General features: G+C 63.2%; 12 protein-coding genes and 1 tRNA gene. 11 read left to right on the top strand and 2 right to left on the bottom strand.

What is annotated here, in order from left to right; translation table 11 throughout:
* Positions 1-5: 5 nt before the first annotated feature.
* The 3 genes from fabZ to AC3WJR_RS06725 all read left to right on the top strand — a co-directional run bounded on the left by fabZ (position 6) and on the right by AC3WJR_RS06725 (position 2,308).
* The gene (fabZ, locus tag AC3WJR_RS06735; RefSeq protein ID WP_492723370.1) at positions 6-488 is read left to right on the top strand and encodes a 3-hydroxyacyl-ACP dehydratase FabZ; all 483 of its coding nucleotides are present in this window, start codon (positions 6-8) and stop codon (positions 486-488) included.
* Between the two features lie 116 nt (positions 489-604).
* Positions 605-838: a 50S ribosomal protein L31 gene (gene rpmE / locus AC3WJR_RS06730; RefSeq protein WP_010163703.1), complete on the top strand. Its 234-nt coding sequence runs from the start codon at positions 605-607 to the stop codon at positions 836-838.
* A 291-nt stretch (positions 839-1,129) separates the two neighbouring features.
* Positions 1,130-2,308 carry an acyltransferase gene (locus AC3WJR_RS06725; RefSeq protein ID WP_492723367.1) on the top strand — a complete coding sequence of 393 codons (1,179 nt, stop codon included), beginning with the start codon at positions 1,130-1,132 and terminating at the stop codon, positions 2,306-2,308.
* Here the strand turns inward: AC3WJR_RS06725 and AC3WJR_RS06720 are convergent.
* A tRNA-Ser gene (locus AC3WJR_RS06720) sits at positions 2,276-2,365 on the bottom strand. The genes AC3WJR_RS06725 and AC3WJR_RS06720 overlap by 33 nt on opposite strands.
* A gap of 91 nt (positions 2,366-2,456) precedes the next feature.
* On the opposite strand from AC3WJR_RS06720, the gene AC3WJR_RS06715 reads away from it, so the two are divergent.
* The 8 genes from AC3WJR_RS06715 to AC3WJR_RS06680 all read left to right on the top strand — a co-directional run bounded on the left by AC3WJR_RS06715 (position 2,457) and on the right by AC3WJR_RS06680 (position 9,712).
* Positions 2,457-3,506 (top strand): lytic murein transglycosylase, encoded by a 1,050-nt coding sequence (locus AC3WJR_RS06715; RefSeq protein WP_492723365.1) that lies wholly within the window; start codon positions 2,457-2,459, stop codon positions 3,504-3,506.
* A gap of 142 nt (positions 3,507-3,648) precedes the next feature.
* A complete protein-coding gene (locus AC3WJR_RS06710; protein ID WP_354280963.1) occupies positions 3,649-4,821 on the top strand; it encodes a D-alanyl-D-alanine carboxypeptidase family protein in 1,173 nt (390 codons plus the stop codon).
* A gap of 4 nt (positions 4,822-4,825) precedes the next feature.
* Complete coding sequence (tmk, locus tag AC3WJR_RS06705; protein ID WP_492723363.1) at positions 4,826-5,458, top strand: dTMP kinase; 633 nt, start codon at positions 4,826-4,828, stop codon at positions 5,456-5,458.
* Entirely contained in the window at positions 5,455-6,432 is a 978-nt protein-coding gene (locus AC3WJR_RS06700) for a DNA polymerase III delta subunit-related protein (protein WP_492723361.1), read from the top strand. Before tmk ends, AC3WJR_RS06700 begins: the two co-directional genes overlap by 4 nt.
* Before the next feature lie 39 nt (positions 6,433-6,471).
* Positions 6,472-8,010 carry a methionine--tRNA ligase gene (gene metG / locus AC3WJR_RS06695; RefSeq protein ID WP_492723359.1) on the top strand — a complete coding sequence of 513 codons (1,539 nt, stop codon included), beginning with the start codon at positions 6,472-6,474 and terminating at the stop codon, positions 8,008-8,010.
* Positions 8,011-8,787, top strand: a complete 777-nt coding sequence (locus tag AC3WJR_RS06690; RefSeq protein WP_492723357.1) for a TatD family hydrolase — start codon at positions 8,011-8,013, stop codon at positions 8,785-8,787. It begins immediately after the preceding gene.
* Positions 8,784-9,548: an MBL fold metallo-hydrolase gene (locus tag AC3WJR_RS06685; protein WP_492723355.1), complete on the top strand. Its 765-nt coding sequence runs from the start codon at positions 8,784-8,786 to the stop codon at positions 9,546-9,548. The genes AC3WJR_RS06690 and AC3WJR_RS06685 overlap by 4 nt, the downstream gene beginning before the upstream one ends.
* Positions 9,545-9,712, top strand: coding sequence for a hypothetical protein (locus AC3WJR_RS06680; RefSeq protein WP_492723353.1), 168 nt, complete (start codon positions 9,545-9,547; stop codon positions 9,710-9,712). The genes AC3WJR_RS06685 and AC3WJR_RS06680 overlap by 4 nt, the downstream gene beginning before the upstream one ends.
* Positions 9,713-9,862: 150 nt before the next feature.
* Here the strand turns inward: AC3WJR_RS06680 and AC3WJR_RS06675 are convergent, their stop codons facing one another.
* Complete coding sequence (locus AC3WJR_RS06675) at positions 9,863-11,971, bottom strand: M3 family metallopeptidase (RefSeq protein ID WP_492723350.1); 2,109 nt, start codon at positions 11,969-11,971, stop codon at positions 9,863-9,865.
* Positions 11,972-12,029: the final 58 nt, after the last annotated feature.

Raw genomic sequence — 12,029 nt, 5'->3', positions numbered from 1 at the left:
GTCTGATGGCTGACGGTGCAGAAGAAGGCCGTGGCGCGATGGGCCCGCTCGATATCGGGCGGGTCATGGCGGCATTGCCGCATCGCTACCCGATGTTGCTGGTCGACCGGGTCGAGGATCTGATCCCCGACCGGTCGATCACCGCGATCAAGGCAGTGACGATCAACGAGCAGTTCTTCCAGGGGCATTTCCCCGGACGTCCGATCATGCCGGGCGTACTGATCGTTGAGGCGATGGCACAGGCGGCGGGAATCCTCGCCGTCGAGTCCCTCGGCCTCGCGGGTTCGGGCAAACTCGTGTATTTCATGGCGATCGACGGGGCGAAGTTTCGCAAGCCGGTGGAACCCGGCGTGCTGCTCAAGCTCGAGGTCGCGTTTGTCCAGAAGCGGTCGAGCGTCTGCAAGTTTTCCGGACGCGCAACGATCGACGGACAATTGGCGGCGGAGGCCAACTTTACCGCCATGATCGCGGATCCGCCCAAGGCATAACCGGCGCGGCACGGCAGGCTTGGCGGTACGCTTCGGTTGCACATCGTGCACGGCTCTGATAAGGGCCGCGCCTTCGCTGCTGGTCGGAAACCAGCGGCTTTTCGGAGAATTACGTCGTGAAGAAGAACATCCATCCCGATTATCACACCATCACGGTGCAGATGACCGACGGCACGCAGTTCCAGACCCGCACCACCTGGGGCAAGGAAGGCGATTTGATGACGCTCGACATCGATCCGCTGGCACATCCCGCGTGGACCGGTGGCCGTGGTACGATGCTTGACGCGGGCGGCCAGGTCGCGCGCTTCAACAAGCGTTTCGGCGCGATGTCTTCGATCGGCAAGAAGTAAGACAAGCGTGCGGCGGTGATCGCACCGGCGCTGCATGTTCGTACTCAAGGATCCTCTCCGCGCCGTCGCGGGGAGGGTTTTTGTATGCGGCGACGTCGAGGGACGCCGAGCACCACAATCTGGACCGCCCGCCCGTCGGACGGAAGAGGTTGAGAAACCTCTGACAAGCGTTCTGTTTTGGAACGATCTTGTTCAATCTTCAGGTAAATCTCGACAGCCATTGTGGTAGACGGGCTTACGGCGCTGTCGTCCGCGGAGCCGAGGCCCGGCGGTTCGGCCTGCCGTCCAAGCATGATCCACTGGCGAGGCCGAGCCAACACTGCGTGCCGTATAGTGACGGTGAGGGACGAGTTGACGGCCATTGCGACACAGCATTCGACCCCAGGGTCGACCCCGGAACCTGTGCCGCAAACGCGCGACGGGGGCATCGACGCGTTCCGCTTCCTGATGGCGATGGGCGTGATCGTGGGGCATGTCCTGTCGCTGCTGCCGAACCCGGTCGGCCAGCCATGGGGTATGCCGGCTTGGGCGGTCCCGATCGACGCCATCTTGCGATCCGCAGTGCCGTTTTTCTTTATCGTGAGCGGCTATTTCTTTCGGTACGATCGTGGGTTTTCCCGGACGGTCCGCTATGTCGGCCTGCGGATCCTGCCGATCTATGGCCTCTGGATGCTCGTGTATTTCGCGTTGGGCTTCCTGCGCCCCAATCCGGTGCCGTTCCGCCTTCTGATGCTGGCCGAAGGGGGGTACGGGTACCATTTGTGGTTCCTGCCGGCGCTGGCATTCGGGCTCGTCACGGTTTCGGCATCCGTGACAATCGGGGGGCGGCGGTTGGCGGCAGCGGTGGTTGTGCTGCTGGCGCTGCTCGGGCCGATCCTGTTCGACTATCACGCGCTCGTCGGGATCCCGGAATACTCCCACCATCTGTCCGATCTGAAGCGGCAGCTGGCCGCCCCAGCATTCGTGTTTATCGGATACGCCTTGCGCGGAACACAGCCCGCTCGGTTGGACGCAAGCATCGCGCTGTGCGTGGTCTCGCTGGCTACGCTGCTGTGCGAGCGGTATTTCCTCGCATTCGTTGCGGTAAACCCTGCGGTGTGGAACGCGGAAAGCATCGTATCGACCTTCCTGTTGGGCACGTCCGTGTTCATGCTGGCCCGGTCGCTGAACGGCTGTCCAGTGGTCGCACGTCTGCAATCCTGGGGTTTTCTCACCTTGCCGGTGTACCTGTGCCATCTGGCATACGTCTGGCTGTTCCAGCGCATCACGCCGGCCGTGCCGGCGCGGACCTTGGTGATCTTCGTGCTCGTGGCGATATGCTCGGTTGCGACGGCGGTGATTCTGGTGCGAATCCCGTTCATTCGCACCGTCGCCGCGGCTCCCGGCGGTCGCCGCGATACCAGGCTGACCCAGGGCGGTCATTTGCTCGTACAGCGCTGGCGGAAGAGGTGGGATTCGAACCCACGGTGAGCTTGCACCCACGGCGGTTTTCAAGACCGCTGCCTTAAACCACTCGGCCACTCTTCCGTTCACCCCCGCTTAGCCAGCGTCTGACGAATTGTGCAAGAGGCAGATCGTTTCGGGGCTTCATGCCGCAAGCGCGCTGTGCCAAGGTCGCATGATGCGGGGTAACAGTAAAATTTGGCGGCGGATTGCCAGCAGCGTTGCGGCAATCGGCGTGTGCGCGGGCATCGGCGGATCGGCGGTCGCGCAGGATGATGCGGGTTTCCAGACCTATCTGGGAACGCTTCGTGGGCAAGCGGAAGCGAAGGGCGTCAGTCGTGCGACGCTTGATGCGGTGCTGCCGACGCTGACGCTCAACCAGCGCGTGATCGAGCTTGACCGGCAACAGCCCGGGGGAACCTCGATCGCGGCGATCCCCAACTTCGCGCCGTACAAGGCGCAGCATCTCAGCAGCGCGCTGATCAGCCGTGGGCAATCCACCTACGTCAGCGAGCGCAGCCGGTTGCAGCGGATCGAGCAGCAAACGGGTGTGCCCGAATCGATCATGGTCGCGATCTGGGGGCACGAAACCAGTTATGGCCGCGTGATGGGGGGCTTCGACCTCCCGCGCGCGCTTGCCACGCTGGCTTACGAAGGGCGCCGGCGCGACCTGTTCGCGGACGAATTTATCGCGACCTTGCAGATGATGGATCGCGGCGTGCCACGCGCGCAGTTGGTGGGAAGCTGGGCTGGAGCGACGGGTGGTCCGCAGTTCCTGCCGTCGGTCTATCTGCGACTGGCGCGCGATGGCGACGGCGATGGGCGTGCTGACATCTGGACGAGCAGCGCCGATACGCTTGCGTCAATCGGCAACTACTTCTCCAACGCCGGCTGGCGGCCGGGACAGCCCTGGGGGTTTGCGGTGTCGGTGCCCGGCAGTTTCGATCGCGGTCAAATCGTCAACCGGCTAGTCTCGCCACGCTGCCCCCGCGTTTTCCAGCGGCATAGCGGGTGGAAGACGATGGCGGAATGGCGCGCGCTCGGCATTGTCCCGCAAGCGCGCGGCTGGCCTGCGGATACCGTGCTTGCCACGCTGATCGAGCCGGATGGCCCGGGGCAGACCGCCTATCTCCTGACGGGAAATTACCGGGTCATTCTCGACTATAATTGCTCCAATTTCTACGCGCTGTCGGTCGGCTTGCTGGCAGATGCGGTCGAGCGATAATGCATGCCGTGCGGACAGCCGGATCGGGCTGATCGCACGGTTAGACAGCACCTCGTCGGGGCAGGGCTGTACCACGTTCGGCTAGGCCCCTATGGCGATTCCAGAATCCTTCGTATCAACCAGAAGATCGAGACCCAGCATCATGTCATCCCGCCGGAATTGGATTGCAGCAACCGCCATCGTCGCCATTGCGGCAACGACGCCCGCGATCGCGAAGCCGGATTTCCAGACGCCTGCGCCGGTCGCCTATCTGCAGGATCTGTCCTCGGGCGCGATCCTTTACTCCAAGGACGCGGATCGCCGGATGCCGCCGGCATCGCTGGCGAAGATGATGACCGTGTACGTCGCCTTCAACATGATCAAGTCGGGGGAGCTGAAGCTCAACCAGACGTTCCATGTACAGCCCGAGACATGGCGCAAATGGCATAGCCAGGGCTCGACGATGTTCCTGTCCGCGAACGAGGACGTGAGCGTCGAAAACCTGCTGAAGGGGATCGTCACGCTGTCCGGCAACGATGCGTGCGTGGTGTTGGCGGAGGGGATCTCGGGGACCGAGGAAACCTTCACCGAACGGATGAACCGGGAAGCGGCAAAGCTTGGGCTGACCAACAGCCACTTCGGAACGTCGAACGGCTGGCCCGATGGCGGCGTAACCTATGTCACCGCGCGTGACCTCGCGAAACTTGCCTCGGCAACGATCCTGGATCATCCGACGCTGTATAAGCGGTTCTATTCGCTACCGAACTTCACCTGGGGCAAGACCCTTGGCGCTGCCGCACCGATTGCGCAGGCCAACCGCGATCCGTTGCTCGGACGGGTGCAGGGGGCCGATGGGCTCAAGACCGGGCACACCGAAGAAGCAGGCTATGGCTTCACCGGGTCCGCCGAGCAGAACGGGCGCCGTCTGGTCATGGTTATGGCGGGTCTTGGCAGCTCGGGCCAGCGTGCGGATGAGTCGGTCAAGTTCATGAACTGGGGCTTTCGTGCATGGCAGGCCAAGCCGATCGCCGCGAAGGGCAAGCAGATCGAGACTGCCGAAGTCCAGCTCGGCAGCGCGCGGACCGTCGGTCTGATCGCACCGACCAATCTGACCGCGACGCTCCCCGCCGGCGTAGCCGCGGACATGACGTTGAAGGTCGTCTATGACGGCCCGATCAAGGCACCGATCAAGGCAGGCCAGCACATCGCCGATCTGGTCATCTCGACGCCGGACATGCCGCAGCAGCGCCTGCCGCTGGTAGCCGCGAGCGACGTTGCCGAGGCAGGCTTCTTCGGACGCGCCTGGGCGGGGCTCATGAGCTTCTTCGGCGGGTGATCGCGTGCCGGTGACCGGACGGTTCCTGTCGCTCGAGGGCGGGGAGGGGGCAGGCAAGTCGACCCAGGCGCGCCTGCTTGCCGCCGCCCTCGCCGATCGGGGGATCGATGCGCTCGTCACCCGCGAACCGGGCGGAAGCGAAGGCGCCGAGGCGATCCGGACGTTGCTGATGGAAGGCGCGGTAACGCGGTGGAGCGCGCATAGCGAAGCGCTGCTGTTTGCAGCAGCGCGGGCCGATCATGTCGAGAAGACGATCCGTCCGGCAATCGGTGCAGGGCGTTGGGTGATCTGCGATCGGTATATAGACAGCAGTCGCGCGTATCAGGGGCTGGCCGGCGGGATCGACGATGCGGCGATCCTGGCGCTCCACTTATTCGGTTCGCGCGGCTTGCTGCCCGACCGCACCTTCGTGCTGGAACTGACCCCGGAAGAAGGGCGTGCGCGCGCCTCCGTCCGTGACGGGGCAGCGGCGGACCGGTTTGCCGCGCGTGGGGAAGCCTTTCACAGCGACGTTGCAGCGGCGTTCCGACGCTTCGCCGCGAACGAACCGGATCGCTTCCGCGTGATCGATGCCTCTGCTGACATCCATACGGTATCCGGGGCGATCCTTCACCAGTTGGGGGATCTGCTTCCGTGACCATGCCGATCGGCAATGATGCGGCGCATAGTGCCTTCGCCGCTGCGATGCGCAGTGGAGCACTACACCACGCCTGGCTCTTTGCGGGGCCTGAAGGGATCGGCAAGGCCAGCTTCGCGCGTGCTGCGGCGGTGCGTCTGCTGGCGGAGGGTGCGGGTGCCGATCTGCCGCCGGGGTTTGACGTACCCGAAAATGATCGAACCAGAACGCTGATCGCGGCCGGATCGCATCCCGATTACCGCGAACTGACCCGACAACCCAAGGAAGGCGACAAGACCGGCCTCGATCTAGCGCGCAGTATCCCGATTGCGCAGGTCCGCGCGCTGGGACCGATGTTCGCGACGCGCCCGTCGATGTCGGATCGCCGCGTCGTCATCATCGATGCGGTGGACGACCTCGAACGACCGGGCGCCTCCAACGCCCTGCTCAAGAACCTCGAAGAACCGCCGCAGGGTACCATTTTCCTGCTGGTAAGCCATGCCCCCGGGCGCCTGCTGCCGACGATCCGCTCGCGGTGCCGGACCTTGCGGTTCGATCCGCTCAACGACGATGCGATCGCCACCGTATTGCGCGCGGCATTGCCCAAGGCGGACGATGCCGAGATCGCTGCGCTGATCCGGGTCGCGCAAGGATCCCCCGGGCGCGCGATGGGCTTTGCCGGGCTGGATCTGGCGCAACTCGACCAGGCACTGACCGCGATCGCTCGGGATGGCGATCCCAGCAACGCCCGCCGTGGAAAACTTGCCAAGGCACTGGCGCTTAAGGCGGCACAATCCCGTTACGAGGCGTTTCTCGACCGCGCGCCCGCGTTCATCGCGGCAGAGGCACCCGCGCGGCAGGGTGAACGCTTGCGCACCGCGCTGGAAAGCTACGACGCGGCCCGTGCGTTGTCCGCAACCGCGCGTGCGCTGACGCTCGATGCGCAAGCGACCGTTTACGAAATGGCGGGGATCGTCGCGCGGCTCGCCGCCTGAGGTCTTCATTTCGCGATCGCCTTGCTCTAGGAGGCGGCGATGGCCGACCCCTTTTATATCACCACCGCAATCAGCTACCCCAATGGCCGTCCGCATATCGGGCACGCTTATGAGGCGATCGCAGCCGACGCGATCGCGCGCTACCAGCGTCAGTTGGGCCGCGAGGTACGGTTCCAGACCGGCACCGACGAGCATGGCCTCAAGATGGTTCAGGAGGCGCGCAAGCGGGACCTGACGCCGCGCGCACTTGCTGACGAAATGAGCGGCTATTTCAAGCAGATGGCCGACGCGCTCGATATTTCCTACGATCGTTTCATCCGCACCAGCGACGACGACCACTATCGCGCCAGCCAGACGATCTGGAAGGCGATGGAGGATGCGGGCGACCTTTACCTCGATCGCTACGAGGGCTGGTATTCGGTTCGAGACGAAGCCTTTTACGACGAGAAAGAACTCGTCGACGGGGAGGGCGGTGCCAAGCTTTCGCCGCAGGGGACGCCGGTGGAGTGGACTGCCGAGGAAACGTGGTTCTTCCGGCTGTCGAAATACCAGCAACCCTTGCTCGACTTCTTTGCCGCCAACCCTGATTTTATCAGGCCCGAGGCGCGCCGGAACGAGATCCTGCGGTTCGTCGAGGGTGGTCTGTCCGACCTCTCCGTGTCGCGAACGAGTTTCGACTGGGGCGTACCGGTTCCGGGGAGCCCGGGGCACGTCATGTACGTATGGGTCGATGCACTCACCAATTATTTGACAGGCGTCGGCTATCCCGACGACGTCGAATTGTACGAGACGTTCTGGCCAGCGAACGTGCACATCATCGGCAAGGATATCGTGCGTTTTCATGCCGTTTACTGGCCGGCTTTCCTGATGAGCGCGAACCTTCCGCTGCCGCGCGGTGTGTTCGGCCATGGCTTTTTGCTCAACCGCGGCGAGAAAATGTCCAAGTCGCTCGGCAACGTCACCGATCCTATGGCGCTGGTGGAGCATTTCGGGGTCGATGCGCTGCGTTACTTCCTCTTGCGTGAAGTGAGTTTCGGACAGGACGGCAGCTATTCCGAAGAAGCGATCGTCACGCGGTGCAACGCCGATCTCGCCAACAACCTGGGCAATCTCGCGCAGCGCTGCCTGTCGATCATCGCCAAGGCCTGTGGCGGGGTCGTGCCGGACGTAGGCACGCCGACCGATGCGGAAGCCGCGTTGGCAAAGAGCGTTGAGGCAGCCGAACATGGTCTGCATGAGGCGATGAAGGATCTCGCGCTTCATAACGCGCTGGAGGCTGTGTGGTCGGCCGCGCGCGATGCGAACCAGTATTTTGCGGATCAGGCCCCGTGGAGCGTGCGCAAGACCGATCCTGCACGCGCGGACACGATCCTGTATCATGCCGCGGATGCGATCCGACGGATCGCGATCCTCGCGCGCTGGGCGATCCCGGGCGGGGCGGACAAGCTGCTCGACCTGCTGGCACAACCCGGTGACGCACGCTGTTTCGAGGCGCTGGGGCATCCTTTGGCACCGGGGAAGGTTCTTCCCGCACCGAGCGGCGTATTCCCACGGCTCGAAGCTCCAACGGAGGCGTAAATGTTCGCCGACAGCCATTGCCATCTGAACTACAAGGGCTTGGCCGAACAACAGGCTGATGTGCTTGCCCGGGCGCGGGCGCGGGGTGTCGAGGTCATGCTCAACATCGCGACGCGCGAAAGCGAATGGGACGACGTTCTGGCAACCGCCGAGCGGGAGCCGGACGTCTGGGCGACCGTCGGCATCCATCCGCACGAGGCGGATCAGCATCCCGATGTCGGCACAGCGCGGCTGATCGAACGCGCGCAACACCCGCGTGTGGTGGGGATCGGCGAGAGCGGGCTGGACTATTTCTACGATCACAGCGACCGCGATCGCCAGCAAGCGAGTTTCCGCGCGCATCTCGCGGCGTGCCGGACGACCCAGTTGCCGATCGTCGTGCACACGCGGGATGCCGAGGAAGATACCGCGCGGATCCTCCGGGAGGAGATGGAGCAGGGGGCCTATCCGGGGGTCATCCACTGTTTCACCGCGAGCGGCGCGTTCGCCGATATTGCGCTCGAGCTCGGGTTTTACATTTCTATCTCTGGAATCGTGACGTTCAAGAACGCCAAAGACCTGCAGGAAACCGCGGCACGGCTTCCGCTTGATCGACTCCTGATCGAAACCGACGCGCCGTTTCTTGCGCCGGTGCCGCACCGGGGCAAGACCGGCGAACCGGCGTTCGTGGCGGATACCGCATCATTCCTCGCGCAGTTGCGCGGCGAGACCGTCGAAACGCTGGCGGGGGCGACGCGCGATAACTTTCACGCATTGTTCGCCAAGACGCGCGCATGAAGATCAGGATCTTGGGGTCTGGTACGTCCTCGGGCGTTCCACGGATCGGAAACGACTGGGGGGCATGCGACCCCGACGAACCGCGCAATCGACGCACCCGCGCCTCGGTGATCGTCGAGACAGCGACCACACGCATTCTGGTCGATACCGGGCCGGACATGCGCGAACAGTTGCTTGCCGCTGATGTGGCCACGGTCGATGCCGTCATCTGGACCCACGACCATGCCGATCACACGCATGGCATCGACGATCTTCGCCAGGTTTATCACGCCCTCGGACACCGCGTACGCGGCATTGCGCGGCCCGCATTGCTGACCAAACTGACCGAAAAGTTCGGCTATGTGTTCAGTGGTTTACATGGATATCCTACCGTCGCGTCGATCGAGCCGCTAATGGACGAGATGCGCATCGGGGATATCACCGTCCGGGTTGCAGACCAGCCGCATGGCGGAACGCAATCCGCAGGATTGCGGTTCGAAGCAGACGGCGGTGTCATCGGATATGCGACGGATGTGAGCGGCATGACCGACGCGATGGTCGATCTGTACACCGGACTGGATATTTGGGTGGTCGATGCGCTGCGGCACCGTCCACATCCGTCGCACTTCGATTTGCCGACCGTGCTTGGTTGGATCGAACGGTTGAAACCCAAACACGTCGCGCTGACGCATATGGATCAGTCGATGGACTACGCTACGCTGGTGCAGGAGCTCCCGGATGGCGTGGAGCCGGGCTTCGACGGACTGGAGTTGGTCGCGTGAACGCCTTCGTGACGGCCTTGTTGTTGATCCTTCCCATCAGTGCGCTCGCGGCTCGGCGATTGCCGTTGAGCTCAGTAGTGAAGATGGCGCTGATGTGGGTCGCGATCTTTGCAGTGCTCATTGCGGTGGTGATGCTCTGGCAACAGGGCGTCGGACACACCTGAAGCACTACGAGGCACCCCTTAATTTAACATAATGTGTATTATCGGACCAAGTGAAATGACTGCGGTGGGCTAAGCGTTTGCTTCAAATACGCCTCTAACTTCGCCTTAATGGAGCGACGCGATCTCACGTCGCTCCATGGCAGACCATCTTTACGGTTTCGCGCCATCCAACCCATGCTTACGCAGCAACGGCGCGACCTGCGGGTCATGCCCCGTCATGTTGCGGAACATCACGTTGTAATCCTGCGTATGACCACGCGACAGGATCAGGTCGCGGAAACGCTGGCCATTTGCGCGCGTCATCCCGCCATGCTGCTGGAACCAGTCGTAGACGTTCTGCTGGATCATGTCGGTCCACAGATAGGCGTAATAGCCTGCGGCATAGCCGGACCCCCAGATATGGTTGAAATAGCTCGTCCGATACCGTGGCGGCACGTAGCGAACGTTGAGACCGGTCTCGCCCAGCGCCTTGGCTTCGAACGCGTTGACGTCCTTTGGTACTGCGGTCGACGGGACCGAATGCCATGCCATATCGAGTTGCGCGGCGGTCAGCGTCTCGCCGAAGCTATAGCCCTGATTGAACGTTTCGGAGCGCTTGATCTTGTCGACCAACGCCTGCGGCATCGCGGCACCCGTCTGATAATGGTGTGCATAATGCGCAAGAACCCGCGGTTCCAGCGCCCAATGCTCGTTGAACTGCGACGGAAACTCGACGAAATCGCGCGCGACCGCCGTTCCTGACAACGTCGGATAGGTCTGGTTCGCGAATAATCCATGCAGCCCGTGCCCAAACTCATGGAACATCGTCCGCACTTCGCTGAAGGTCACCAGCCCGGGTTGCCCCGCCGCAGGCTTGGTGAAATTGGCGGTGTTTGAAATGACCGGCTTGGTGCCGAAAATCTTCGCTTGCCGCACGAAGCTGTTCATCCACGCCCCGCCCGATTTGTTGTCGCGCTTCCAGTAATCGAAGTAGGTCAGCCCGAGCGGCTTGCCGTCCGCCTCGAACACCTCATACACGCGAATATCGGGATGATAGGTCGGGATGTCGGTACGACGCTTGAACGTCAGCCCGTAAAGCTGGTTGGCGGCGTAGAAAATCCCGTTCTCGAGCACGTTCCAGATCTCGAGATACGGTTTGGTCTCGTTGAGATCCAAGTCATACTTGGCCTTGCGGACCTTCTCGGCATAGCGCGCCCAGTCCCACGGTTCGAGCTTGAAGCCCCCCTGCTCCGCGTCGATCGCCTTTTGCAGTTCGGCTGCCTCGCGCGCCTGTGCGGCTGCGGTCGGTGCGTCGAGCGCGTTGAGGAAATCGCGGGCGACGGTGGCGGTCTTCGCCATCTGTTCGGCGAGCGAATAGTCCGCCCAGGTCTTGTACCCCAGCAGATTGGCCTTGCGGGTGCGCAGGTCGATCAGTTGCAGGATTGATGCGCGCGTATCGTTCGCATCCCCCTGCTCTGCCCGAGTCCAGCTCTTGTCGAACAACGCCTTGCGCGTCGACCGGTCCGATAGCGCCTCGATCGCGGGCTGCGCGGTCGTGTTCTGGAGTGGGAGCAGATACTTGCCGGGCATCTTGCGCTCGGTCGCATCGCGTGCCGCAGACTGGATATCGCCCGGCGACATGCCCGCCAGCGCGGCCGGATCGTCCACCACCAGCGCGCCCGCCTTTGTCGCCGCGAGAAGCTTCTGGCGGAAAGCGATGCCTAGGCTCGAGATTTGCTTGTTGAGCGCGCGTAGCGCCGTCTGGTCTGCGGGCGACAACTGGGCACCGGCTCGGACGAAGGTCTTGTAATAGTCGTCGAGCAGGAACGCCTGCTCGGCGTCCAGCTTGAGCGACGCCTTGCGGTCGAACAGCATCTTCACCCGCGCGAACAGCTTGGGGTCGAGATAGATCGCGTCGTTATACCCCGCGAGTTTGGGAGCCATCGCGGATTGCACGGCCTGGATCGTCGGATTGGTGTTGGCTTGCGCCACCTGGCCGAATGCGGCCTGCGCACGCGCAAGCATCTGCCCCTGGCGTTCCATCGCGACGATCGTGTTGTCGAAGGTCGGTGCGGCAGGATTGTCTGCGATCTTGCGCACTTCGGCGAGGCTCTCCGTAATGCCCTGCTCGATCGCCGGTTGGTAATCGGCATCTTTGATCTGGTCGAACGGCGGTGCCTGATACGGCAGCGCGCTACGCGTGGCGAACGGGTTGGCGGCGTGCGCAGGCCCGGTCAAAATCGAAGCGGCGGCAGTGGCGAGTAGTACATTACGGAGCATGGACGGTCCTTCCCGGCGAGCGCCGTTGCTAGCGTCACCGACTGTGACTTGTCGACCC

It is taken from the genome of Sphingomonas sp. FW306-05-A (assembly GCF_058782275.1).
This window is presented reverse-complemented; position numbering and strand designations above follow the sequence as displayed.